The following is a 24,073-nucleotide window of genomic DNA, read 5'->3' on the forward strand; positions in this document are numbered from 1 at the left end:
TCCGGGGTCTCAGCGGGCGGCGACATGTCCGCGCCAGGGCATGAGCAGCCGTTCCGCCAGGCGGATGGCGAGGTCGATGGCGATGCCGATGACGGCGTAGAGCAGGACGCACAGCACCATGTAGTCGGTGCGGTAGTACTGCTGGGCGAGGGTGACCAGGTAGCCGATGCCGGCGGTGGTGCCGATCTGCTCGGCGGCGATGAGGCCGGTCAGGCTCACGCTCAGGCAGATGCGCAGCGCCATGAGGATGCTGGGCAGCGCGGTCGGCACGATCACCTCGGCGACCAGGCGTGCCCGGCCCAGCCCGAGCCCTCGCGCCGCCTCCACGAGCCTGCGGTCGACCCCGCGTACGCCCAGGTAGGTGTAGGCGTACATGGGCGCCACCGCGGACACCGCGATGAGCACGACCTTGAAGGTCTCGTCCACTCCGAACCAGGAGATGAACAGCGGCACCAGGGCCAGGAACGGCACCGCCCGCAGGATCTGCATGGACGGGTCGACCAGTTCCTCGCCCAGGGCGGACAGCCCCGCGGCCACGCCCAGGACCAGCCCCGCCGACGCCCCCACCGCGACGCCCAGGGCGGCGCGGGTGAAGGAGGCGGCCAGGAATTCGGTGAGCTGGCCGGTGGCGACCAGTTCGCGCAGGGCCTGGAGCACGTCCGGCGGGGTGGACAGGACGGCCGGGTCCACCGCCCCGGAGCGAACGCCCCACCACCACAGCAGCAGGGCGGCCGCCGGGACGCTCAGCCGCAGCGCCAGCGACAGCGCGGGCGGGCGGCGGCGCGTCCCCAGGTGGGCGGGGCGCTCCAGGTCGTGGCCGGGGTCGGTGTCCGGGACGGCGGGGGCGTTGGACAGCACGCTCATGGTGGGCTCCGCTCGGAGGTGGTGCGGCTTCAGCCGGTGGCGGCGGACAGGTCGAAGACGACCTCGGAGGCGGTGACGGCCTCGGCGAGGATCCCGTGCTCGTGGAAGACCCCGCCGACGGTCTCGATGGCCGCCAGGTCCTCCCCGGTCGGGTACCGGAACTCGTGGGCCAGGCGCGTGGTCTCGATCGCGTCGTCCAGGCGGTCGCCGGTGCGGGCGGTGGGGCCCTCGTCCAGGAACACGTTCTGGAAGGCCTCGGGGTCCTCGTTGCCCTGGCGGACCAGCTCGTTGTAGACCTCGAAGAACACCTCCACGGCCTCGGGGTGCTCCTCCAGCAGTTCGACGCGGGCGGCGAACATGCCCAGGTCGGCGTCGTCCACGTCCTGGCCGGTCAGGATGGTCCGCGCGCCGTTGGCGACGGCCTCGGGGTAGGCGTCGACGATGGCCCACCAGGCGTCGATGTCGCCGGAGGCGAACGCGGCGGCGCCCTCCTGCGGGTCGAGGTGGACGCGTTCGACGTCGTCGGGCTCCAGGCCCTCGGCCTCCAGGGCGCGCAGCAGCAGGTACTCGCCCTTGCCCGCCCGGTTGACGGCGATGCGCGCGCCGACGAGGTCGTGGAGCGAGTCGGCGTCGCTGTCGGCCGGGACGACCAGGCCGTCGGCCAGGGGCGCCTCGGGGTCGGCGGTGTCGGCGACCATGAACACGCGCAGGTCGTCGCTGGTGGTCAGGGCTCCCACGGCGGGTGAGAGGGCGCCCTGCTGGATGTTGATGTCGCCGGTACGCAGCGCCTCGCTCGCGGCGGTGAAGGAGGCGTAGGAGCCGCCCCATTCGATGGTGGCGCCGACCTCGGCGAGGCGCTCCTCGAAGATGCCCTCGCGCTTGGCGTAGGCGAGGGGGCCGGCGTTCCCGGGGTCGATGAGGCGCAGGACCGCGCCCTCGCCGCCCTCCTCGGCGGCCCCGCCGGTGGCGGTGCAGGCGGCGGTCGTGACCAGGAGCGCGGCGGCCAGGGTGAGCACCGGGATGCGGCGAAGGGGCATGGCGGTCGCTTTCGGGACGGGGCCCTGGGGTGGGCCGGTGGACGTCCACACCGTATTTGCCACATCGTGGCAAAGTCAACCTTTCCAGTAGGTTTTCTGGGTAATAGGGTCGCGGCTCACGCCGACACGTGCTCCGACCTGGGATTCCCTACTCGGCGGGGTGCAGCAGCAGCCTCTGGAACGCGGGCGCGAACTCCCGGGCGATCCGGGCCAGCTCGGGGAACCGCTCCACCGGCAGGTCCTCGGCGTCGGCGCGCAGCGCCAGCGCCATCCGCACCCGGCCGGCCGCGTCCGTCAGCGGCACGGCCACGGTGCGCTTGCGGTCGGTGATCTCCCGGTCGTTGACCGCGTATCCCCGGGCGCGCACCTCCTCCAGCACGGCTCTGAGCCGGTCGGGGTCGGTGATGGTGTTCGCGGTCAGTCGTTCCAGCTCCAGCCGGGAGGGGTCGACCGAGGTGTCCCAGGCCATCAGGACCTTGCCCATCGCCGAGGCGTGCAGCGGGATGTAGACGCTCAGCCCCGACTCGGGGTCCACCGCCTCCCCGGCGATGACCACCGCGCGCGAACCGCTGCGGACGGCCAGGCCCGGCGACGTGCCGGTGGCCTCGGCCAGGCTCTCCATGAGGGGTTCGATCCGGTACAGGCCGCGGTGCCGGTACAGGGCGCGGCCCAGTTCGGCGACGGCGGCGCCGAGCCGGTAGCGGGAGGTGGCGGCGTCCTGCTCCAGGAAGCCCTCGGAGACCAGGGTGCGGGCCAGCCGGTGGGCCGTGCTGGTGCGCAGGTCCAGCAGCCGGGCGATGTCGGTGGCACCCAGTTCGGGGCCGTGGTCGCGGAAGCAGTGCAGCACCCGCAGCGCCCGGACCACCGCCTGCGACCCGGCGGGCCGGGACTCCTCCTCCATCGTTCGCCTCTCCTCGCGCTCCGGGCCCCCACCGCGGGACGCCCCGGCCTACCGGACCACGCACCACTGAACCACAGGGCGGCCCCGGAACGCCCTCCCAAATTCCCCACTCAATCGATAGGCTTTGCCGGGTGGAACTCCTCGTGGCCGCCCTGGCCGGATTCGCCGTCGCCGCGCTGACCGCCCCCGTCGGCGTCTCCGGGGCCGTCCTGCTGCTGCCCGTGCAGCTCAGCGCCCTGGGCATGCACGGCCCCCAGGTCAGCGCCACCAACCTGCTCTACAACGTGGTGGCCACCCCGCTGGGCATCGCCCGGCTCGCCCGGTCGGCGCGCGGGAACGGCGCGGAGATGCTCGTGGTGACGGCGGCCGCCGTGCCCTGCGCGGTCGCGGGGGCGGCGGTGCGGGTCACGTGGCTGTCGGACCCGCTGCTGTTCCGCGGCCTGCTCGGCGTGCTCCTGCTCGGCACGGGCGTGCGGCTGCTGTCCCCCTCCCGGCGGGACGCTCCCCCGCGTCCGGGACGCGAACGCGGCGGCCGCCGGCTGCTCGCGGCCGCGGCGGGCGGCGCCTCACTGGTGGGCGCGGCGGTGGGCATCGGCGGCGGGTCCCTGCTGTCGCCGCTGCTGATCGGGGTGGCGGGCTGGGTCACCGCGCGGGCCGCGGTGGTGGCGCTGACGACCACCTTCGCGACCTCGGTCGTGGGGCTGACCGCCTACGCGGTCTTCGACCGGGTCGGCTTCGGCGCGGCCCCGGCCGCCCCGGACTGGGAGACCGGCCTGGCCCTGGGCACGGGCGGTGCGCTGGGCTCCCTGGCGGGCATCGCCCTGTCGCGCCGGATGGGCGAGCGGCCCCTGCGCCTCCTGCTGGGCGCCCTCGTCTGCCTCACCGGCGCGGTCTACCTCGCCGGCCTGCTCACCTGATCCGCTCCGGGGCGCAGGAACGGGCCGCCCCGGGGTCCCGGGGCGGCCCGTCCGCGCGCTCAGGCGGTGATGCCCCAGCGCCGGCGCAGGGCGCGGTCGGCCCAGTTGAAGAACACGTCGATCACGATGCCGATGACCAGGACGATGATGATGTAGCTCAGCAGCCGGTCGGCGTCGTTGAGCTGGCGGGCCTGGCTGAGCGCCCAGCCGATGGAGTTCTGCTGGTTGATGATCACCAGCAGCTCGCCCGCCATCAGGGACCGCCAGGCGAACGCCCAGCCCTGCTTGAGCCCCGTGACGAACATCGGCAGCGCCGCCGGGATGATGAGCACCGTGTACCGCTGCGCCCCGCGCAGCCCCATGACCTGCCCGGCGCGCAGCAGCGTCGGCGGCACGTAGTCGATGCCGGACACGAGCCCGCCCGCGATGGAGGGGGCGGCGCCCAGCACGATGACGAACATGATCGCCGACTCGCTGATGCCGTACAGCAGCATCGCGAAGGGGAACCACACGATCGACGGCATGGTCTGGAGCCCGGTGATGAGCGACCCGATGGCCGCCCGCAGCGGCTTGAACTGCGACACCGCCAGCCCGATGACCACGCCCACGGCCAGCGCCAGCGCGAACCCCGTGAGGGCCCGGCGCATGGTCACCTGCACCGCCGTCCAGAACTCCGGCGTGGTGATCTCGCCGAACAGGGCGGGCAGCACCCTGTCCGGGCCGGGGAACACGAACTCGGTCCGCCACCCCGACCACACCACGGCCTGCCAGGCGGCCAGTACCAGGACCACGGCGACCAGCTTGGGCCAGGTCGCCGACCACAGCACGCGGGCCCTCGCGCCGAGCCCGGTCGCACCGGTGCCGCGCGCGGGCTGGAGTTCGAGGGCGTCCAGCCCGTGGACCTCGCGGTCCCGGTCCCTCACGTCGGCGTCAGGCATGGCGGGAGACCTCCTCGCGGAGCCGGTCGGTGATGGCGGCGGCCTGGGCCGCGATGGGCGCGGAGTCGATGCGGCGGGGCCGCTCGCCCTCCACGGGGAACTCGGAGATGACCCGGCCCGGGCGGCTGGACAGCAGCACGACCCGGTCGCCCAGGCGCACCGCCTCGCGCACGTTGTGGGTGACGAAGAGGACGGTCAGCCCCTTCTCCTGCCAGATCCGCTCCAGCTCGTCGTGGAGGATGTCGCGCGTCATGGCGTCCAGGGCGCCGAAGGGCTCGTCCATGAGCAGCACGTCGGCGTCCTGGGCCAGGGCGCGGGCCAGGGCGACGCGCTGGCGCATGCCGCCGGACAGCTCGTGGGGCTGCTTGCGCTCGAACCCGGTCAGGCGCACCAGGTCCAGGAGTTCGGCGACCCGCCGCCGGCGCTCGGCCCGGGGCACCTTGTTGACCTTCATCGGCACCTCGATGTTGGCCCCGACGCTCAGCCACGGGAACAGCGCGGCCTCCTGGAACATCATGGAGACCCGGTGGTCCCCGACGTCCACGGTGCCGGTGGTGGGGCGGTCGAGTCCGGCGACGAGGGAGAGCAGCGTGCTCTTGCCGCAGCCGGAGGCCCCCACGATGGACAGGAACTCCCCGGTGCCGACGGTGATCGACATCCCGTCGATGGCGGTCACGGCACCGCTGCCGTGGCCGAACACCTTGGAGATGCCGTCGATCTCGACGGCGGCGGTACGCGGGGGCGTGTCGGTGACGGCGGTCATCAGGGCGCCTCCCCTTCCAGCCCGGCGACCGGCTCTCGGCCGTCCTCGGCGAGGAGGGCGTTGAGCGGGTCCAGGGCGTAGATTCCGGTCAGGTCGACGGGGTCGAGCAGGCCGACGGCCTCGGCCCTCTCGGCTCCGGTGAGCAGTGAGTCCGCGGCGGGGTCGACGGTGAAGGCGATGTTGTCGAGCGCCGCGGCGGTGAGGTCGGGATCGGGCGTGCTCCCGGTGATCTCCTCCAGGTGGGCGGAGACGGCCCGCAGGGTGGCGTCCGGGTCGTCGTTGACCAGGTCGACCGCCTCGACGTGTCCGCGCAGCAGGTCCTCGACCCGTTCGGGGTGCTCCCGGAGCAGGTCGGCGGAGACGACGAGGTGGGTGGTGACGAACTCCCCGCCGGGCCACAGGTCGGCCTCGTCGACGAGCAGGTGCGCGTCGTCCTCGGCGAGGACGCGGCCGAGGAAGGGCTCGGGGAGCCAGGCCCCGTCGATCTCGCCGAGCGCGAAGGCGTCGACGGTCTCGGGGTTGCTCTGGGGGACGATGGACAGGTCGCCGCCACCGGCGGTGTCGGTGTCCCAGCCCTGTTCGCGGGCGAACCAGCGCAGCGCCACGTCCTGGGTCCCGCCGAGCTGGGGCGTGGCCAGGGTGGTGCCGCGCAGGTCCTCGACGTCGTCGATGCCCTCCCGGACCACGAGGCCGGTGCCGCGGGTGGCGGCACCGGCGACGATGCGCAGGGCCTGCCCCTCGGACTGGTGCCAGCCGTTGACGGCCGGGCTGGGCCCCAGGTAGGCGGCGTCGATCTCGCCGGAGAAGAGGGCGTTGACGGCGTCGGGGCCGCTGTTGAAGGTGCGGGTGTCGAAGGCGGTGTCGCCCAGGGCCCGGGCGAAGATCCCGTCCTCCACCCCGACCAGCGCGGGGGCGTGGGTGAGGTTGGGGAAGTAGCCCAGGGTCAGCGTGTCGTCCCGCTCGGGGTCCGCGGCGCATCCGGTGGCGGCCGCGCCCAGGACCAGCAGGACCGCGGCCGCGGTCCGCAGGGGCGGGGAGGGCACACGCATGAGGAGTCCTTTTCGGGTGCGGTCTGGCAACGGACAAAACTCTACTTAATAAGTAGGATTTGTGAAAGTCACCGCGCACCCCGGCCGGAGCACGGGATTCCCGGGGCCCGAGGCCCGGACGCCCTCCCCGCCCCGACCACGCCGAGTCCCGCAGAGAAAGCGCAGCTCAGAGCGGTGCGCCGACACGAATCCCCTCGTGGGGGCCGCGCCGCCACCGGCGGCCGCCACAGAAAGTGATCCAGGTCACTTTCTGTGGCGGCGCCCCGCCGGGTCAGAACCCGGCGACCTCTTCCCGGTCGAGCCCGGTCAGCACCCCGTTGAGCAGGTCGAGCGCGTAGATGCCCTCCAGGTCGACCGGGTCCAGCAGGCCGACCCCCTCCGCGTGCTCGGCGCCGCCGCGCAGCGACTCCGCGACCGGGTCGACGGTGAAGGTCATGTTGCCGAACGCGGAGGCGACCACCTCGGCGTCCAGCTCGCCGCCGGTCAGCGACTCCAGGTGGGCGATGGCCGCGGCCCGGGCCTCCTCGGGGTTGTCATTGATCCAGTCGACCGTCTCGACGTGCCCGCGCAGCAGGCCCTCGACGACCTCGGGGTTCGCCTCCAGGAAGTCGGCGTTGACGATGAGGTGGGTGGTGACGAACTCGCCGCCGGTCTCGGGCCACAGGTCGGCCTCGTCGACCAGCAGGTGGCCGCCGCCCTCCTCGACCAGGCGGCTCAGGTGGGGCTCGGGGACCCACGCGCCGTCGATCTCGCCGAGCAGGAAGGTGTCGATGATCTCCGCGTTGTCCTGGGGCAGGATCGACAGGTCGCCGCCGCCCTCGGTGTCGACCTCCCAGCCCTGCTCCCGGACGAACCAGCGCAGCGCCACGTCCTGGGTGTTGCCCAGCTGCGGCGTGGAGAGGGTGGTGCCGGGCAGGTCCTCGACGCTGTCGATGCCCTCGCGGACGACCAGCCCGGCGCCGCGCGAGGTGGACCCGGCGATGATGCGCAGGGCCGTGCCGTCCGACTGCGACCAGCCGTTGATGGCCGGATTGGGGCCGATGAACGTCGCGTCGATCTCCCCGGCGAACAGGGCGTTGATCGCGTCGGGGCCGGCGTTGAAGGTCTGGGTCTGCAACTCGACGTCGCCCAGCGCCTCGGCGAGGGTCCCGTTCTCCACGCCGACCAGGGCCGGGGCGTGGGTGAGGTTGGGGAAGTAGCCGAGGGTCAGGGAGTCGGCCGGGGCGCCGTCGCCGGACCCGCCGCCGTCCTCCGCTCCCCCGCACGCGGTCGCGGCCAGGCTGAGCGCCAGGGCCGCCGCGGCGGCGGAGAGCACGGTGGTGCGCTTGCTCATCTCGGGATTCCTCTTCACGACGTAGGGGGAGGCCGGAGCGACCAGGAAAAACCATACTTAATTAGTAGGATTAGTAGGAACTCAATCGACGGTGATCCAGCTCACAAAAGCTTGCGCAGAGGGTCCGGGCCGGGAACGCCGTGAGGGGCGGCGGGGCGCACGGCCCCACCGCCCCTCACGGTGTGCGGGGTCCCGCGCCGCCCGCCGGAGAGACGAGCCGGGGGCGGCGCGGAGCCCTGGTGTGAGCGGGGCCCGCCGGGCCCCTCTCGGTGTCGTCGCCGGGTGCTACTCGGCGGTCTCGATGACGTTGCCCTCGGCGTCCACGGCCAGGACGACGCCCTGCCAGGACTCCTTCACGAACTCCAGGACGCGCTCGTCGTGCAGCAGGTCGGCCAGGAGCCGAACGCGCTCGTCCTCGGCGTTCTCCTCCAGGGCCACCAGGCCGTTGGCGTAGGCCTGCACGTAGTCGTCGCCCTCGGGCTCCCAGGCCAGGACGTTGCTCTCCTCGGGCAGGTTCGCCTCGATGGCGTAGTTGCCGTTGACGACCGCGGCGTCCACGTCGGCGATGGCGCGCGGCAGCTGCGCGGCCTCCAGCGGCGTGACGGTGATGTCCTTGGGGTTGTCGGTGATGTCGTTCTCGGTGGCCAGCTCGCCGGCCTCCGGGTCCACCTCGATGAGGCCCTCGGTCTGGAGGATGCCCAGGGCGCGGTTGAGGTTGGCCGGGTCGTTGGGCACGGCGATCTCGGCGCCCTCGGGCAGGTCGGCGACGCTCTCGACGCTCTCGGAGTACAGGCCGAGGCGCTCGATGTGCACGTCGGTGATGTAGGTGAAGTCGGCGTCGGGGCCGTTGGCCGCCCACTCCTCCAGGTAGGTGCGGTGCTGGAAGTAGTTCGCGTCCAGCTCGCCCTCGACCAGGAGGGTGTTGGGGGTGTTGTAGTCGGAGATCTCCACGATCTCCAGGTCCAGCCCGGCCTCCTCGGCGAGGTTCTCGTCGATGAAGGCGAGGATGTCGCCGTGCGGGACGGGGCTGACGCCCACGCGCAGCACCTCCGCCGCGCCCTCTCCCCCGTTGTCCTCCGCGGCCTGCTCACTGGGGGCGCCGCAGGCGGTGAGCGCCAGGGTGACAGCGGCGGCGGCACCGATGACGGCTGAGGTCGTGCGCATGTGCGCTCCTTCGTGATCGTGAGGGTGGGGATCGCGGGGGGTTCCGCCGCACCGGTGCGCGACCGGCGCTCGGGTGGGACCGGAGGGTCCGATGGGACATCCGATGACCCAATGGAAGACTATCCCACCTCCTTGGTAGGAAATCTCCCGGCCACCCCCCGCGCCGCGTGGCATCGGCCACAGGGGGACAAGATTACCAACTAATACGGTAGCTAATATCGAGAATAGGCCGCATCATGGAGTCATGCCCACCGCACACACCGCCACAGCCGAGACCGAGGCCCGGCCCGCACGCCCGGCCCTGACCGCCGTTCCCGGCCCCCGGGAGACCCCTGGCGCCGACTCGGGCGAGCACTCGCTCCTGGGCGTGCTGCCCCTTCCCGAGAGCGGCAAGTACATGCTGGTGTACGGGGTCGTCGTGGACGAGCCCCACACCCGGGTCCGCCCCCTGCCGCCCGCCGGCGGCCTGCTCCTGGACCGCAACGCCCGCCGGGTGTGGTCGGACGGGCGCGAGGTGGAGCTGACCTACCAGGAGTACGAGCTGCTGGAGTGCCTGACCGGCTCCCCCGGCCGCGCGATCACCCGCACCGAGCTGATGGAGCGGGTGTGGGGCGCCGCGGAGGGGATGCACTCGCGCACCATCGACGTGCACATCCACCGGCTGCGCCGCAAACTCGGCCCGGCCGGGGACCTCATCGCCACCGTGCGCAGGGTCGGCTACATCTACCGGGGGCCGGGCGCGCCCTCCGCCGAGGCCTGACCGCCGGCGCGGCGGGCGGGCCCCGACGCGGCACGGCGCACCCGGCCGCGCGTCAGGCCCGCCCGCGCACCCGGCGCTCCGGGCTGCGCGTGGGCGTGTCCCGCGCCAGGCGCTCCACCACCTTCTCTGCGATGTCGCCCAGCACGCGGACCTCCTCCGGGGTGAGCAGGTCGATGAAGTGCTCCCGCACCGTCGCCACATGGGCGGGCGCGGCGGCCTCCAGGACCTCCCGCCCGTGACCGGTGAGCGCGATCTCGCTGCCGCGGGCGTCCTCCTCCGCCTCCAGGCGCCGGACCAGGCCGCGCTTCTCCATCCGGGAGACGTGGTGGGAGAGCCGGGAGGTGGACCAGAGCATGCGGGCGGCCATCTCACGGGTGCGCAGCCGGTTCCCGGCGGCCTCGCCCAGGTTGGACAGCACGTCGTAGTCCGCGTCCGAGAGCCCGTCCTCGGCGAAGTCGCGAGTGATCCGCAGGTCGAGCAGGGCGCGCATGCGCCGGTAGCCGCGCCAGGCGCGGGCCTCGGGGGCGGTGAGCCAGCGTGGTGGTTCCATGCCCCCACCCTAGCGTTGACATGTCACCAAGACTCCCCCTACATTGGTGACACGTCACCGGGATATCGGCTTCTTGGTGACACATCACCAAAGGAAAGCCATGTCCTCCCTCCCCCTCCGGTACACCGCCCTCACCGCCGGCCTCGCGCTCTTCGGCCTCGGGGTCGCCCTGATGGTCCGCGCGGACCTGGGGATGTCCTCCTGGGACGTGCTCCACCAGGGCCTGGCCCACCGCACCGGCCTGCCGTTGGGCGGGGTCGTGATCGGGGTCGGCGCGCTGGTACTGCTGCTCTGGCTCCCCCTGCGCCAGCGGCCGGGTCCCGGCACCGTCGCCAACGTGCTGCTGGTCGGCCCGGCCGTGGAGGTCTCCCTGGTCCTGCTCCCCGATCCGCAGTCCCTGCTCTGGCGCTGGGCCCTGCTGGCGGCGGGCGTCGTGCTCACCGCCGCGGCCACCGCCCTCTACGTCGGCGCGGGACTGGGCCCGGGCCCCCGGGACGGGCTGATGACCGGCCTGGCCGCGCGCGGCCTGAGCATCGCCCGGGCGCGCACCGCGATCGAACTGTCCGTCCTCGCCCTGGGCTGGCTGTTCGGCGGCTCGGTGGGCGTCGGCACCGTGCTCTTCGCCCTCGCCGTCGGCCCGCTCACCCAGGCGTTCCTGTCCGTGCTCCGCACCGGGGAACCCCTCCCCGCCCCCGCTCCCGTCCGCTCGCCCTCGAAGAACTGAGGAGGCACTCCCATGCCCCGCCTGATGATCCTCTCCGCCAGCACCCGACCCACCAGCCCCGGCCCCTCGATCGCCTCCTGGGTGACCGGGCGCGCGGTACGCGACGGCGTGTTCACCCCCTTCACCGTGGACCTCGCCGAGCTGGCGCTGCCCTTCCTGGACGAGCCGGGCTCCCCCTCCCAGGACGCGCCCGTGCACCCGCACACCAGGGCGTGGAGCGCGACGGTCGACTCCGCCGACGCCTTCGTGTTCGTGGTGAACGAGTACAACCACTCGTACACCGCCCCGCTCAAGAACGCGGTCGATTTCCTCTTCCACGAGTGGCGGCGCAAGCCCGTGGGCTTCGTCGGCTACGGGATGTCCTCGCGGGGGATGCGCGCGGTGGAGGCGTTCCAGCCGGTGGCGGCGGCCCTGGGCATGGTCCCGGCGGCCCCGGTCGTCACGGTCGGGCTGCGCGACGACCTGGACGGGGCCGGGGTGTTCCGGCCCGGCGCGGCCCTGGACTCCGCGGCCGACGCGATGCTGCGCGAGCTGGGCGGCCTGGAGCGGGCACTGTCCGGGCTGCGCGCCTCGGCGGCCGCCTGACCCCGGGACAGGGCGAGGGGGCGGGCACCGGCCCGCCCCCTCGCGCGTCCGCGCTCCGGCTCAGAAGGAGAAGCCGCGGAACAGCAGGAACGCCAGCACCAGGCCCACCAGCAGGTTGAACACGGTGGCCAGGGCGAAGACGCCGATCGGCCGCCAGCCGGCCTCGCGCAGCGAGCCCGCCCTGAACTCCAGGCCGATGCTGGTGAACGCCGCGATGAGGAACCAGTCGCGCAGCGCCTTGGCTGTGTCCAGGCCGTCCTGGGCGCCGTCGCCCCCGGTGTTGGCCCAGACCGTGGCGATGACCGAGGCGGCCAGGAAGCCCAGTACGAACTTGGGGAACCGCTCCCAGAGGGTCGTCAGGCCCGGGCGGGCGGCGGCGCCCTCCCCGGCGGGGGCGGCCTTGACGGCGAAGTAGGCGGTGAGCAGCACCGCCACCACGCCCATCAGGACGTTCTGGGTGGACTTGACGATGGACGCGATCTGGAGCGCGTCCTCGCCGACGATCGCGCCGGCCGCGGCGACCGCCGCGGTGGTGTCGATGTTGCCGCCGATCCAGGCGCCGGCCTGGGCGTCGTCGAGGCCCAGCACGCCGACCAGCCAGGGCAGCAGGAAGATCGACGGGACGGCGAACAGGATGACCAGGCTCGCGGTGTAGGCGAGCTGCTCGCGGCGGGCCTGCACGGCGCCGGCGGCGGCGATCGCGGCGCTGACGCCGCAGATGGAGACCGAGGAGGCCAGCAGCGCGCGCAGCCGGTCGTCCAGGCCGAACCGGCCGCCGAGCCACCAGGTGAACAGGAACACCGCGGTGACCAGGAACAGCGCTTGGAGGATCGCGGGGCCCGCGGCCCGGACGATGACGTCGAGCAGGACGGTGGAGCCCAGCAGGACCAGGCCGGTCTTGATGAAGAACTCGGTGCGGAAGGCCGGGGCCAGGCGGTCGCGCACGCCGGCCAGGGTGAGCACCAGGTTGCCGAGCAGGCCCAGCAGGATGGCGTAGACCGGGTACTCGACGGCCTCGGCGAACCCGGCCAGGGCCGTTCCCGCCGCGGCCTCGGGGACCCAGGAGGTGAGGAACCGGGTGGTGGCGGCCAGCGCCAGGACAACGGCCAGGCCGACGGCGGCCCAGGCCGGGGAGGCGCCGCCGCGGACCGCCGGGGCGTCCGCGCCGCCGCTTCCGGTGGTGTCCTCGGTGGCGGTGGCGCCCTGCCCTGCCGCCTCCGGCGGGCCCGGGTCCGCCTCGGTCCGCACCGTCTCGGCCCCGGCGGCCCCGGTGGCCTGCTCGGGGGTCTCGTCGCCGGGGGCGGGGGTCGCGTCGCTCACGGGATCAGCCCCGCCGGGATGGCGCCGACCAGGGCGAGGCCGAGCAGGACGAGTCCGGTGATGGTGGCGGCCCAGTCCTCGCCGAGGCGGCGACGGGGGCGTTCGGGGCCGGTGGGGGGTGTCTCGCTCATGGTCCTTCTCTGTTTCTCCGGGTGCCGGTGTCGGGGCGCCCTGGGGTGGGGGACGCGGCGGGGGCGCCGCCAGTTCTCTACAAAACCTACTGATTTAGTGTAATTAAGGGCCGCGCGGAGCGCCAGACCCGGGCGGACACCCGTCCGCCCGGGTCTCACCGCGCTCCGGACCGGGTCAGGGCCGGGGTTCGAGGACCGGGAGCCCCTGGGCCCGCCAGGCGCGGAAGCCCCCGACGAGGTCGGTGGCCCGGCTCAGGCCCAGCTCCTGGAGCTGGGCGGCGGCCAGGCTGGAGGCGTAGCCCTCGTTGCAGAACAGCACGATGTGCCGGTCGGCGGAGTCCGCCTCGGGCACCCGGTCCGGACTGGTCGGGTCCAGGCGCCACTCCAGGACGTTGCGGTCGATGACCAGGGCGCCGGGGATCTCCCCCTCGGTCTCGCGGTTGACGGCGGGCCGGGTGTCGACCAGCAGCGCGCCCGCGCACTGGGCGGCCAGGGCCTCGGCGGGCGAGAGGCGCTCCAGGCGGGCGCGCCTGCCGTGGAGGAGACGGTCGACCGCGCTCACCGGACCCCCTCGCGGGCCGGGACGCCGTCCAGGGTCGGTGCGCCGGGCTCGGGGTCGGTGGTGAGGACGCTGTCGGTGCGGCGCAGGGCGCCGTCGCCGCCCACCTCGTAGTAGTGCATGGCCGTCAGCGGCGGGGAGTAGGCGTGCACGCTGACGGCGGGCGCATCGGAGGCGTTGACGACGTCGTGGACGTGGCCCAGCGGGAAGCGGCCGCCCCCGCCGTCGGCGAGGGTGCGCTCGCGCAGCCCGCCGGCCCAGTAGCGCTCGACCAGCTCGCCGGCGACGACGGTCAGGGCGCCCAGGGAGCCCGCGTGGTCGTGCAGCCGGGTGGACTGGTCGGGGGTCCAGGAGATGAGCCAGACGTCGGTGTGGTCGTCCGCGTGCAGGCGCACCGACCAGCGGTTCTCGGCGTCGAAGCGGATCTCGTGCAGACCCCGGCGGACCTCTTCGGCCACTTCGGCGGTCAGCGCCGCCAGGCGGTCCAGGGTGAGCGGTGTGGGTGCGGTGGCGATGTCGGCGGTCATGGGCTTCGTCTTCTTCTCACTGCTGCGGCGGACGGGGTCGGGTGCGGGCGGCGCGGCGCGCCGGCCGCTCACCGACAGCGTTCGTCGAAGGTGAGCGACCTCCGCCAGGTCCGCGGCGGGTGTACCGGAGTGCTGACTGCCATGCACCGCAGTAAACCACATTCCCTACAGGTTTAGTCGGCATACTCCCGCGCCACGCGCGTCGCACCCGCACCGGACACACCCCCCGACCTCGCCCGAGGGCGCCCCGCCGAAGATTTCCTACTTTTCTGGTTGACAAAATGTGATTAGCGCTCCAGCCTGGAGAGGGGGCCGACGGAATCGCGGAGCCGCCGGCCAGGACCCGCCGCACCCGCGGCGTCCGCCCGGACCACCCCGCCGGGCGGACGCCGCGAGGCCGGTCCCCACGCCCCGGGCCGGGAGGGCCGCCGTGCGCGGAGCGGCCCGCCACCCCGGCCCGGGGCGTGCACACCCCCGCCGCCCGAGACCTCCGCACCGAACGCCACGCCGAAGATCGGGCACCACCGCCCGTCGCAGGCCGACCCGTGCTGTAATTCCACACAATTCCGGTAGGTATTCACAGGTCAGTGTGCGCCACAAGCAGGAGGTTCCCCGTGTCCGAGACGATCACCGGCCCCGCCCGAGGCACGGCCGACGACCGGGCGCCCGCCCGGGTCCTGGCCACCGACGCCGAGGCCCTGGACGCCGTACGCGACCTGCTCCCCCGCCTGGCCGAGGGCGCCGCCGCCCGCGACCGGGACCGCACGCTCCCCCGTGAGCAGGTGCTCGCGCTGTCGCGCTCCGGCCTGCTGGGCATCACCGTGCCGCGCTCCCTGGGCGGCGCCGGCGTGCGCGCCGCCACCGTCGCCGAGGTGCTGCGCCTGCTCGGCACCGCCGACCTCAGCCTCGCCCAGATCCCCCAGCCGCACTTCGCCTTCCTCAACGCCGTGCGCCTGCGCGGCGGCCCCGCCGCCCGCGAGCGGGTGTTCGGCGACGTCCTGGCCGGGGCACTGCTCGGCAACGCCCAGGCCGAGCGCTCGGGGAGGACCGCGCACACGCACGCCACCCGGCTGGAGCGCGACGGCGAGGAGTGGTGTCTGGAGGGCACCAAGTACTACGCCACCGGCTCGCTGTTCGCCGACTGGCTCGCGGTCGTCGCCCCCGCCGAGACCCCCGGCGGCCCGCGCCCGCACATCGCCCTCGTGCCCGCCTCCGCCCCCGGGGTCCGGATCGAGGACGACTGGAACGGGATGGGCCAGCGCACCACCGCCAGCGGCACCGTGCACCTGTCCGGGGTGCGGGTGCCCGGCGCGCTGGTGCTGGAGCAGTACCGCACGTTCGAGGCCCCCACCACGTTCGGCGCGTTCGCCCAGCTGCTGCACACCGCCATCGACGTCGGCGCGGCGCGCGGGGCCCTGGACGCGGCCGCAGAGTTCGTCCGCACCAAGAGCCGCCCCTGGTTCGAGAGCGGGGCGGACACCGCGGCGGAGGACCCCCTGCTCGTCCACCGGTTCGGCGAGCTGGAGGTCCGGGTCCGCGCCGCCGAGGCGCTGCTGGCCACCGCCGCCGCCCGGGTGGACACCGCCGACGCGGTCCTGGCCCAGGACTCACCCGAGGCCGGGGACGCCACCGCCGAGGCCTCCCTGGCGGTGGCCGCCGCCAAGGTCGCCGGCGGCCGGACCGCCGTGGAGGTGTCCTCGGCGCTGTTCGAGGTGGCCGGGACCCGCGCCACCGCCCAGAGCGAGAACCTGCACCGGTTCTGGCGCGACGCCCGCACCCACACCGTCCACGACCCGGAGCGCTGGAAGGTCCAGCACCTGGGCGAGTACTCCCTCAACCGGCGCCGCCCCCCGCGGCACGGGCAGATCTGACCCGCGACGACCGCCCCGTCCCGACCGCGTCCGACCGACCGACACACCGAACCCGAAGGCCCGCCATGACCACCACCGTCCTCGTCGGCAACCCCCGACCGCACTCGCGCACCGCCACCGCCGGGCTGGCCGTGGCCCGCCACGCCGCCCGGGCCGCCGGGCTCCCCGAGCGGGCCGACCTGCTCGAACTCGCCGGCCTGCAACCCCTGCTGCTCACCCCCGGCCCGCCGCTGGACGTGGCCGCGGCCCTGGAGCAGGTGCGCGCCGCCGAGCTGCTGGTCGTGGCCAGCCCCACCTACAAGGCCACCTACACCGGACTGCTCAAGGTGTTCCTGGACCTGCTGCCCCCGGGCGGCCTGGCCGGGGTCACCGCGGTCCCGGTGCTGGTGATGGCCTCGCCCGCGCACACCCTCGCGGTGGACGTGCACCTGCGGCCGCTGCTGCTGGAGCTGGGCGCGACGGTGCCCGCCGCCGGAGTGGCGCTGCTCCAGGACACCGTCCCCGCCGGGGGCCCGGACGTCCCCGCCCCGCTGCTGGACGAGGTGCTCGCCCCCTGGGCCGGGGCCGCCGCGCCGGCGCTGCGCGCGACCGCCCGGGCCACCGCGTCCTGAACCCGCCGTCCCACCACCCCGGGAGAGTCCGTTGAGTGCCACCGAGACCGTCCCCCCGCCCTCGACCGAGGCCGGCCGTTTCCGCGCGACGCTGCGCAACCACCCGGCCGGGGTCGTCATCATCACCGCCGCCGTGGAGGGGCGGCCCGTGGGGCTGACCGCCACCTCCTTCACCAGCGTGAGCCTGGACCCGCCGCTGGTGTCGTTCTACATCGCCGACTCCTCGACCACCTGGCCGGCGCTGCGGCTGGCCGGACAGTTCGGTGTGCAGCTGCTGGGCGAGGAGCAGTCGGAGCTGGCCACCCGGTTCGCGAGCAGGGGGGCGGACCGGTTCGCCCCGCCGACGGCCTGGCGGCCCGGCCCGTCGGAGGTCCCGCTGCTGGACGGGGCGGTGGCGTACCTGGTGTGCGACCGCTTCGACACCCGGCTGATCGGCGACCACTGGCTGGTGGTCGGCCGGGTGACGCACACGCTGGTGCTGGAGGACCCGCGGCCGCCGCTGGTCTACCACCGCGGGGCGTTCGGCGGCGTGGCACCGCTGGCCTGAAGCACTCCGCGGGACGCGAGGGGAGGGGCGCCCGCGGGCGCCCCTCGCCCGTGACAGAACGGACGGCGCGGGCTAAATTCGTTGGGAACCCCGACTAATTCCTTCACCGCGGAGTCCCGATGCCCCTCGTCGCCGGAATCGACAGTTCGACCCAGTCCTGCAAGATCGTGGTCTGCGACGCCGGTGACGGGAGCGTGGTGCGCGAGGCGCGCGCCCCGCACCCGGACGGCACCGAGGTCCACCCGCGCGCCTGGTGGGCGGCGCTGGAGGAGGCCTCGGCGGGCCTGCTGGACGGGGTCGCGGCCGTCGCGGTGGCCGGCCAGCAGCACGGCATGGTGACCGTGGACGGGGACGGCGAGGTGGTGCGCGAGGCCCTGCTGTGGAACGACACCCGTTCGGCCGGGGCCGCCGAGGACCTCATCGCCGAGCTGGGCGGGCCCCGGGCGTGGGCGGAGGCGGTGGACAACGTCCCCGGCGCCTCGCTGACGGTGTCCAAGCTCCGCTGGTTCGCCGAGAACGAGCCGGAGGCCGCCGCCCGCGCGACCGGGGTGATGCTGCCGCACGACTGGCTGACCTGGCGGCTGACCGGCCGGGAGGGCGCCCCGGCCACGGACCGGGGCGACGCCTCCGGGACCGGGTACTGGTCGGCGAGCGGCGGCGGGTACCGGACGGACCTGCTGGTGCGGGCGTTCGGGCGGGAGCTGGACACCCCGCGGGTGGCGGCGCCCGCCGAGACGGTCGGATACACCCCGGGCGGGGCGGTGGTCGCCCCCGGCACCGGGGACAACATGGGCGCGGCCCTGGGTCTGGGGCTGCGGCCGGGCGACGCGGTGGTGTCGCTGGGGACGAGCGGGACGGTGTTCGCGGTGAGCGAGACCCCGGTCCGCGACGCCTCCGGCACCGTGTGCGGGTTCGCCGACGCGACCGGGCGCTACCTGCCGCTGGTGTGCACCCTCAACGCAGCCCGGGTGCTGACCGCGACCGCGGGGCTGCTGGGCACCGACCCGGCCGGGCTGGACGCGCTGGCGCTGGCCGCCGAGCCGGGGGCGGGCGGGCTGGTGATGCTGCCCTACCTGGACGGCGAGCGCACCCCGGCGCTGCCCGCGGCCGCCGGATCGCTGCACGGGATGCGCCGGGACAACATGACGGCCGCCCACCTGGCGCGGGCCGCGGTCGAGGGGATGCTCTGCGGGCTGGCCGACGGGCTGTCCGCGTTGACCGACCGGGGCGTGCCGGTGCGCCGGGTGCTGCTGGTGGGCGGGGCCGCGCGTTCGGAGGCGGTGCGCCGGGTGGCGGCGACCGTGCTGGACGCGCCGGTGGCGGTGCCCGAGCCCGCCGAGTACGTGGCGCTGGGCGCCGCCCGCCAGGCCGCCTGGGCGCTGGCGGGCACCGACGCCCCGCCGGAGTGGAACGCCGGGGGCATCGCGGAGGAGGTCGGGGCCTCCCCCGCCCCGCAGGTGCGCGCCCGCTACGCCGAGGTCCGCCGCGCCGTCCACGGGGTCTGACCGTCGGGGACCCTCAGCGGGGGCCCGCGGTGGCGGTGGCCGGGGCCGCCCACAGCAGGGGGGCGGCGGCCGGGTCGCCGGTGGCGCGCCAGCGGTCCAGGCGGGTGCGCTGCCAGTCGGCCAGCACGCGCACCGGCGCGGGGGCGTCGTGGGCGGCGTCCACGGCGGCGATCAGCTCCGTGAGCGGCCGCTCCCCGGCCGGGACCCCGCCGAAGCGGTGGAAGGCGGCGTTGGTCGGCAGCGCCCACCGGGCCGCGGTGACCAGGTCGGCGCCGTTGCGCAGCAGCGCCGAGGCGGGGCCGAAGGGTTCGGCGAACCGGGTGTCGGCGCCGCTGTCGCAGGCGATGAGCGCCACCCGCGCCGGGGACGGCCACACCTCGTGCCCGGGCCGGCCGTCCGGGGTGCCCAGCAGCAGGTCCTTGGCGCTGAGCGGGCGGTGCCCGCGCACCGGTTCGGCGTGGCCCCCGGTGTCGGCGGTGCAGCACAGGTGGAGCAGGGTGTCCTCGCTCTGGCCCTCCTCCACCGGGGCGGAGGTGGCGTGGCCGACGTAGAGCAGGCGGCGCGCGCCCGCGCGCAGGGCTCCGCTCAGCCAGTGGCGGTCCTGGTCGGTGCGCCGTAGCGCCTCGTGCGGCGCGGCCACCCGGGGCAGCATGTCGTCGGCGGCGCGGTGGGCCTCGACCAGGGCGAGCACGTCCGGGTCGGTGCCCGGCCGCCCCAGCACCGAGCCGAGTTCCGCGTCGGCGCGAAAGCCCGGTACGCGTGGGTCCAGGACCAGCACCGCCAGCCCTTCGGGCGCGGGCTCCGGGCGGGGGCCGGCGGTGAGGGCGGCCGGGGCCGCCAGGGACACGTCGGCGAGGTCGAGCAGGCGGGTGCCGTCGGGGCCCGCCGCCAGCAGTTCCCAGGGGACGCGGCCGGTGCGCGGGGACGGCTGGACCCGTACCAGGGGACGCATGCCCAGCCCCCGGGCGACGGTGCGGATCTGGTCGGTGAGCTCGGCGGGCCAGAGCACCTCGGACAGGCGGGAGGCCAGGGCGTGCTCGGCCGCCGGGTCGGCGAGCGCGCCGCCCAGGGCCGCGGCGATCCCCTCCGGCCCCGGCAGGGCGGCGGACAGCTCCGCCAGCACGGCGTCGGTGTCCGGGCCCGGCGCGTAGCCGGTGCCGAACCCCTGGGCTCCCGCCGTCCAGCGCCAGGACATGTAGAGCCCCCCGGCGTCGGCCAGGCGGACCAGCACCGTCGGCATCGGCTCCGGGTAGGCGCGGTCGGCCCCCGCGACCGGGGCGACGGACCCGTCGGAGACCACCGGGCGGCGGTAGCGGGCCTCGGCCGCGGCGATGTGCTCCTGGAGGGCGAAGCGCCCCGGCGACACCTCCACCCGGGGCACCGGCCCCACCCGCAGGCCCGGGGCGTGGGCGGCCGGAGGCGGGAAGAGCGCGGCGACCGGGTCGGCGGGGCCGGGTGCGCGGTCCACCGCCAGTGGTGCGCCCGCGCAGGCCACCTCCACGAGCTCGAACAGCAGCCCCTGGTCCCCGGTGCTCCAGGCCAGGCGGAAGGCCAGGTCGGCGGCGGCGCGGGAGAGCTCGCCCCAGCGGGCGCGGGCGTGCCCGGTGGCGAAGTCCGCGCGCACCGCCGCCAGCGCCAGCGCGACCGGCACCGCCGTGGCCAGGGCCGTGCGCAGCAGCTCGTGTTCGCGGCCCGGGAAGGCCCCCGTCTCCGCGAGGGCGGCGGCGCTCGTGGCCATGAGCAGGTCCACCTGGGCGCAGCGCTCGAACGCCCCCTGCTCCTCGAAGAGGGCGCGGGCCCGGGAGGCGTGCTCCTGCACGGCGGGCAGGTCTCCGGCGGCCAGGGCGCGGTGGGCGTCCTCCAGCAGGCCCTCGCCCAGGGCGGCGCGCACCCCGTGCTCCTCGAACCGGGCGCGGGAGGCCGCGGCCAGGGCCCGGGCGGTGTCGGTGGAGCCGCGCACGCGCGCCAGGGCCGCGCGCACCTGTTCGCAGGCGGCCAGGGAGACGGGGTCGCCCCCGCGCTCGAACGCGACCGAGGCGCGCAGGTAGAGGCGTTCGGCCTCGGCCACGTCCCCGCGGAGCAGGGCCAGGTGGGCGCGGCCGCCGTCCAGGGAGGGCGGCTCCCCGCCGTGGGCGCGGAAGCGCTCCGCGGCCCGGGCGAGGAGGTCCTCGGCCTCGTCGAGGCGGCCGGTCTCGGCGAGCAGGTCCGCGAGGCCGGAGAGCAGGTAGGGAACGGGGTGCAGGCCGGGGTCGGTGGCCGCCAGGGCGGAGCGGTACAGCTCTTCGGCGGCGCCCCACTCGCCCCGGGTGACCAGGAGGAGGGCGCGGCCGCCCGCGGTCTCGGCGCGGTGGACCTCGGGGGTGACGCTGTCGTCGGCGCGGACCCCGGCCTCGTCCAGCAGGGCCTCGGCCTGGCCGGTGTCGCCCAGGCGGCGGGCGTTCTCGGCGCGTTCGATGAGGGTGTGGACGAGGATGCCGGTCCAGACGGGGCGGGCGGTGGGGCCGGTGACGTGCGGTCCCAGGGGGCGCAGGAGGGCCAGGGCGCGGTCCAGGTCGGCGGCCCCGCCGGTGAGGTCGGCCAGGCCGACGCGGGCGCGGCCGAGGTCGGAGAGCAGGGTGCCGCGCAGCAGGTCGACCACGGGTGAGGGGTCGAGGCCGCCGGTCGCTTCGAGGAGCCGGTCGAGGATGTCGCGGGCCTCGCGGAAGCGGTGGAGTTCGAGGAGGGTCCCGGCCTTGGCCAGCCACTCGTCGTAGGGCTCGCCGAAGAAGACGCCGTACTCGACGGGGATCTCGTCGGGGGGTCCGCCGGCCATCAGAAGTCCTCGTCCGCGCGGGCGGCGCGGACCTCGGCGGCGAACGGGGGCGGCTCGCCGGGGGCGGCGGGGGCACCGCGGGCCAGGTCGAGGCGGCGGGCGGCCAGGGAGCGCAGCCGGTCCCGGAAGACCGCGGCGCCGGGACCGCTCGGGCCGGGGTCGAACCCGGGCAGCAGCACCGCGACGTCCGGAGCGGGCACGGCGGTGGCGGGGAGGTCCAGACCGGCGCCGCCCACCCAGGCGTCACCTTCGGGTGCGAGGGGGATCCGGACGGGGGCCGCGCCGGGGGCGGGGACGACCTCGGCGACGGGGTGGGCGGACGCGCGCGGCCCGAGGGGGCCCATGACCGCGCGCACCTCGACGGAGCGGGCGGCGCCGTGGGCCAGGACCGTCCAGGAGACGGCGGTCTCCGCCGCGTCCAGGAACCCGGCGGGGTGGCGGCACCAGTCGTTGGCGCCGTGGCCGCGGGCCAGGGTCCGGGCGCGCCCGGGGGTTCCGGGGCCCGCCGCGAGGGCGTAGCCGTCGGCACGGGGCGGGGCGGCCGGGGGCGCCGCCGCGCCCGTGAGGGCGTCGATGTCGCCGCCGTCGATCCCGGCCGCGTCGGCGACCGCGGCGAGTCCGGCGGCGAGTCCGGGCGGGCCCTCGTCGAGCAGCGCTCCGATCCCGGCGCGGTGCTCCAGCAGCAGGTCGGCGGCCGCGTCCGGGGGCAGTGCGCGGTGGGCGCGGTGGGCGAGAACGGCCAGTTCCAGTCCCAGCAGGTCGGTGTCCAGGGCCGGGACGCCGTCCAGGCGGGAGGCGGGCCACCAGCGGGCCGCCCAGTGGCCCAGGGCCAGGGCGGCCAGGGGCCGCTCCAGGGCGCCCGGCCCGGCGGGGACCCGGACGGCCGTGCCGGGGGCGGCGGCGCCGACCGCGCGGGCGGTGTCGGGGCCGTAGAGGTCCCACAGCCACCCCTGGGCGGCGGACACGTCGTCCAGGTGCGCGTCGGGCAGGCCGGACGCGGTGATGTCCGGCCAGGTCAGCAGCCCGCCGTCGGCGTCGACCACTGAGGAGGCGAACAGCGGCGGGGCGGCTCCCCGGCCCGCGACGGCGACGGTGACGCCGCCCTCGACCGCGGTGATCTCCACGTCGGTCATGCGCCGCTCCCCCGGCCGCGGGCGGCGGGCGTTCCGGGACGGGACCGGTGGGCGCGGGGCGGGACCGCGTTCATGCGGCACTCCCGGAGGCGTCGGCGGTGTCGTTCGCGGGGGCGGTCAGGGACCGCAGCACCGCGCGGACGCGGGCGCGGTGGTCGCGCAGCACCGAGTAGGCGATGCCGTCCAGCAGCGCCCACAGCTCCGCGGTGTCGGACACCGGCACCGCGTGGGCGTCGCGACCGTGCAGGCGCGCCCACAGGCGGCGCACGTAGGCGGTCCACGGGTCGCGCAGGGCGCGGGCCAGGTCGGCGAAGGGACCCTGGTCGGCCGCGGGGTCGACGGTGGCGCGGCGGGCCCGGGACACCGAGGACTCGCGCCGCCAGCGCCGGTCCACGGCCCGGTGCGCGGCGGTGGGTCCGGTGCCCGTACCCAGCGGGTCCAGGCCCACGGCCAGGCGGCCGCCCACCAGGAGCGCGACGCGCAGGGACTCCTCGGTCAGCCCGAGCGGCGCGCAGGCGCGCGCCGTCTCCGCGTCCACCAGTTCGGGCACCGGCGGCAGGCCGTCGTGTCCGGGAGCCCGCAGCAGCGTGAACACCCTCTCGTAGACGCTGCGGTCCAGCGGGGCGGGCAGGGATGTGGTGGAGGCCCCCGCGCCCACCGCGGGCGGCGGCGGGACGGGTTCCGCGGTCAGGCCCAGGTGCGCGGGCGCTCCGGGCCGGCCCCACCCGGAGGCGGCACCTCCCCACAGCGCCGAGCCCAGGGCGCCGCCGTGGCCCCCGTCGACCAGCGCGGTGAAGGCCTCCCCTCCCCCGCCGTCCGGGCAGCCGTCCAGCACCGCGTCCGCCAGCGCCCGCGTCCCCTCTTTCGGCACCGGACCCGCGGGCGGCGGCGGGGTGCGGGACTCCCAGGCTGCGGCCAGGGCGGAGGCGACGGCGCGGGCGCGCGCGGGGTCGGCCAGGTGGCCGCGCAGGGCGGACACCGTGCGGTCGCCCTGGTCGGCCGCCTCCAGGACGGCGGCGCGGGCGACCTCCTCGGCGTCGGGGCCGTCGGGGGCGCCGTGCTCGGTCGCGAGTTCGTAGCACCGCTGGAAGTACAGGTCCTGGGGGTTGCCCCCGACCACCTTCAGTGCCCGGCGCACCCGCTTGAGCAGCGCGAACCAGCGGGCGGTGGCCACCAGGCGGGGCCCGTCGGCGCGCAGCAGCCCGGCAGCCAGGTCGGCGGCCCGCGCGGTGAGCAGGTCCCCGGCCAGGTCCGGGCGCAGCACCGGCCGCAGCACCAGGGGCAGGACGACCAGCTTCACCGAGCGGGTGAGCGGGGCGCCGTCGGGGCCGCTCAGCGGTTCCAGGCCGGGGCCGAGCGCGCGCCAGGCCCGGTCGATGACCTGCGACCGGGGGCGGAGTCGTTCGTCGGGGATCTCCGGCACGGAACGACGATACCCGGCCCGTCGGCGGCCGGCCCGCCCGGAACCTGGG

The 24,073-nt window shown here is 75.6% G+C and carries 24 protein-coding genes; 8 read left to right on the forward strand and 16 right to left on the reverse strand.

Going from position 1 to position 24,073, the window contains the following annotated elements; translation table 11 throughout:
- Positions 1 to 9 precede the first annotated feature (9 nt).
- The 3 genes from K1J57_RS31120 to K1J57_RS31130 form a co-directional block, all read right to left on the reverse strand.
- The gene (locus K1J57_RS31120) at positions 10 to 864 is read right to left on the reverse strand and encodes an ABC transporter permease (RefSeq protein WP_220562240.1); all 855 of its coding nucleotides are present in this window, start codon (positions 862 to 864) and stop codon (positions 10 to 12) included.
- Positions 865 to 893: 29 nt separating this feature from the next.
- On the reverse strand, positions 894 to 1,901 hold the full coding sequence (locus tag K1J57_RS31125; RefSeq protein ID WP_220562241.1) for an NrtA/SsuA/CpmA family ABC transporter substrate-binding protein: 1,008 nt from the start codon (positions 1,899 to 1,901) through the stop codon (positions 894 to 896).
- A 148-nt stretch (positions 1,902 to 2,049) separates the two neighbouring features.
- Positions 2,050 to 2,802: an IclR family transcriptional regulator gene (locus K1J57_RS31130; RefSeq protein ID WP_255646736.1), complete on the reverse strand. Its 753-nt coding sequence runs from the start codon at positions 2,800 to 2,802 to the stop codon at positions 2,050 to 2,052.
- 131 nt (positions 2,803 to 2,933) lie between these two features.
- On the opposite strand from K1J57_RS31130, the gene K1J57_RS31135 reads away from it, so the two are divergent.
- Complete coding sequence (locus K1J57_RS31135) at positions 2,934 to 3,719, forward strand: sulfite exporter TauE/SafE family protein (protein WP_220562242.1); 786 nt, start codon at positions 2,934 to 2,936, stop codon at positions 3,717 to 3,719.
- Between the two features lie 59 nt (positions 3,720 to 3,778).
- Here K1J57_RS31135 and K1J57_RS31140 read toward each other — a convergent pair whose 3' ends face one another.
- The 5 genes from K1J57_RS31140 to K1J57_RS31160 all read right to left on the reverse strand — a co-directional run bounded on the left by K1J57_RS31140 (position 3,779) and on the right by K1J57_RS31160 (position 8,966).
- Positions 3,779 to 4,657, reverse strand: a complete 879-nt coding sequence (locus K1J57_RS31140; RefSeq protein WP_220562243.1) for an ABC transporter permease — start codon at positions 4,655 to 4,657, stop codon at positions 3,779 to 3,781.
- Positions 4,650 to 5,420 carry an ABC transporter ATP-binding protein gene (locus K1J57_RS31145; protein ID WP_220562244.1) on the reverse strand — a complete coding sequence of 257 codons (771 nt, stop codon included), beginning with the start codon at positions 5,418 to 5,420 and terminating at the stop codon, positions 4,650 to 4,652. Before K1J57_RS31145 ends, K1J57_RS31140 begins: the two co-directional genes overlap by 8 nt.
- Positions 5,420 to 6,469, reverse strand: a complete 1,050-nt coding sequence (locus K1J57_RS31150; protein ID WP_220562245.1) for an ABC transporter substrate-binding protein — start codon at positions 6,467 to 6,469, stop codon at positions 5,420 to 5,422. Before K1J57_RS31150 ends, K1J57_RS31145 begins: the two co-directional genes overlap by 1 nt.
- Before the next feature lie 271 nt (positions 6,470 to 6,740).
- Positions 6,741 to 7,802, reverse strand: coding sequence for an ABC transporter substrate-binding protein (locus K1J57_RS31155; protein WP_220562246.1), 1,062 nt, complete (start codon positions 7,800 to 7,802; stop codon positions 6,741 to 6,743).
- Between the two features lie 285 nt (positions 7,803 to 8,087).
- A complete protein-coding gene (locus K1J57_RS31160) occupies positions 8,088 to 8,966 on the reverse strand; it encodes a MetQ/NlpA family ABC transporter substrate-binding protein (RefSeq protein WP_220562248.1) in 879 nt (292 codons plus the stop codon).
- A 244-nt stretch (positions 8,967 to 9,210) separates the two neighbouring features.
- On the opposite strand from K1J57_RS31160, the gene K1J57_RS31165 reads away from it, so the two are divergent.
- The gene (locus K1J57_RS31165) at positions 9,211 to 9,726 is read left to right on the forward strand and encodes a winged helix-turn-helix domain-containing protein (protein WP_220562249.1); all 516 of its coding nucleotides are present in this window, start codon (positions 9,211 to 9,213) and stop codon (positions 9,724 to 9,726) included.
- 52 nt (positions 9,727 to 9,778) lie between these two features.
- On the opposite strand, the gene K1J57_RS31170 is transcribed toward K1J57_RS31165, so the two are convergent.
- On the reverse strand, positions 9,779 to 10,276 hold the full coding sequence (locus tag K1J57_RS31170) for a MarR family winged helix-turn-helix transcriptional regulator (protein WP_220562250.1): 498 nt from the start codon (positions 10,274 to 10,276) through the stop codon (positions 9,779 to 9,781).
- Between the two features lie 100 nt (positions 10,277 to 10,376).
- On the opposite strand from K1J57_RS31170, the gene K1J57_RS31175 reads away from it, so the two are divergent.
- A complete protein-coding gene (locus K1J57_RS31175; RefSeq protein ID WP_220562251.1) occupies positions 10,377 to 11,000 on the forward strand; it encodes a YitT family protein in 624 nt (207 codons plus the stop codon).
- 12 nt (positions 11,001 to 11,012) lie between these two features.
- On the forward strand, positions 11,013 to 11,585 hold the full coding sequence (locus K1J57_RS31180; protein ID WP_220562252.1) for an NADPH-dependent FMN reductase: 573 nt from the start codon (positions 11,013 to 11,015) through the stop codon (positions 11,583 to 11,585).
- Positions 11,586 to 11,645: 60 nt separating this feature from the next.
- On the opposite strand, the gene K1J57_RS31185 is transcribed toward K1J57_RS31180, so the two are convergent.
- From K1J57_RS31185 to K1J57_RS31195, 4 genes are all read right to left on the reverse strand, one after another.
- Positions 11,646 to 12,905: a YeiH family protein gene (locus K1J57_RS31185; protein WP_255646737.1), complete on the reverse strand. Its 1,260-nt coding sequence runs from the start codon at positions 12,903 to 12,905 to the stop codon at positions 11,646 to 11,648.
- Entirely contained in the window at positions 12,902 to 13,036 is a 135-nt protein-coding gene (locus tag K1J57_RS33855) for a hypothetical protein (protein ID WP_255646738.1), read from the reverse strand. The genes K1J57_RS31185 and K1J57_RS33855 overlap by 4 nt, the downstream gene beginning before the upstream one ends.
- A gap of 175 nt (positions 13,037 to 13,211) precedes the next feature.
- A complete protein-coding gene (locus K1J57_RS31190; RefSeq protein WP_220562253.1) occupies positions 13,212 to 13,598 on the reverse strand; it encodes a rhodanese-like domain-containing protein in 387 nt (128 codons plus the stop codon).
- Positions 13,595 to 14,122: a cysteine dioxygenase family protein gene (locus tag K1J57_RS31195; protein WP_220562254.1), complete on the reverse strand. Its 528-nt coding sequence runs from the start codon at positions 14,120 to 14,122 to the stop codon at positions 13,595 to 13,597. Before K1J57_RS31195 ends, K1J57_RS31190 begins: the two co-directional genes overlap by 4 nt.
- A gap of 614 nt (positions 14,123 to 14,736) precedes the next feature.
- On the opposite strand from K1J57_RS31195, the gene K1J57_RS31200 reads away from it, so the two are divergent.
- From K1J57_RS31200 to xylB, 4 genes are all read left to right on the forward strand, one after another.
- Positions 14,737 to 15,993, forward strand: coding sequence for an SfnB family sulfur acquisition oxidoreductase (locus K1J57_RS31200; RefSeq protein WP_220562255.1), 1,257 nt, complete (start codon positions 14,737 to 14,739; stop codon positions 15,991 to 15,993).
- 65 nt (positions 15,994 to 16,058) lie between these two features.
- Complete coding sequence (locus K1J57_RS31205) at positions 16,059 to 16,604, forward strand: NAD(P)H-dependent oxidoreductase (protein WP_220562256.1); 546 nt, start codon at positions 16,059 to 16,061, stop codon at positions 16,602 to 16,604.
- Positions 16,605 to 16,635: 31 nt separating this feature from the next.
- Positions 16,636 to 17,151: a flavin reductase family protein gene (locus K1J57_RS31210; protein WP_220562257.1), complete on the forward strand. Its 516-nt coding sequence runs from the start codon at positions 16,636 to 16,638 to the stop codon at positions 17,149 to 17,151.
- Positions 17,152 to 17,270: 119 nt separating this feature from the next.
- Complete coding sequence (gene xylB, locus K1J57_RS31215; RefSeq protein WP_220562258.1) at positions 17,271 to 18,656, forward strand: xylulokinase; 1,386 nt, start codon at positions 17,271 to 17,273, stop codon at positions 18,654 to 18,656.
- A gap of 13 nt (positions 18,657 to 18,669) precedes the next feature.
- On the opposite strand, the gene K1J57_RS31220 is transcribed toward xylB, so the two are convergent.
- The 3 genes from K1J57_RS31220 to K1J57_RS31230 all read right to left on the reverse strand — a co-directional run bounded on the left by K1J57_RS31220 (position 18,670) and on the right by K1J57_RS31230 (position 24,024).
- A complete protein-coding gene (locus K1J57_RS31220; RefSeq protein WP_220562259.1) occupies positions 18,670 to 21,468 on the reverse strand; it encodes a tetratricopeptide repeat protein in 2,799 nt (932 codons plus the stop codon).
- On the reverse strand, positions 21,468 to 22,601 hold the full coding sequence (locus tag K1J57_RS31225) for a hypothetical protein (RefSeq protein ID WP_220562260.1): 1,134 nt from the start codon (positions 22,599 to 22,601) through the stop codon (positions 21,468 to 21,470). Before K1J57_RS31225 ends, K1J57_RS31220 begins: the two co-directional genes overlap by 1 nt.
- 70 nt (positions 22,602 to 22,671) lie before the next feature.
- A complete protein-coding gene (locus K1J57_RS31230; protein WP_220562261.1) occupies positions 22,672 to 24,024 on the reverse strand; it encodes a hypothetical protein in 1,353 nt (450 codons plus the stop codon).
- Positions 24,025 to 24,073 lie beyond the last annotated feature (49 nt).

This window comes from Nocardiopsis sp. MT53 (genome assembly GCF_019598965.1).
Taxonomy (GTDB): Bacteria; Actinomycetota; Actinomycetes; order Streptosporangiales; family Streptosporangiaceae; genus Nocardiopsis; species Nocardiopsis changdeensis.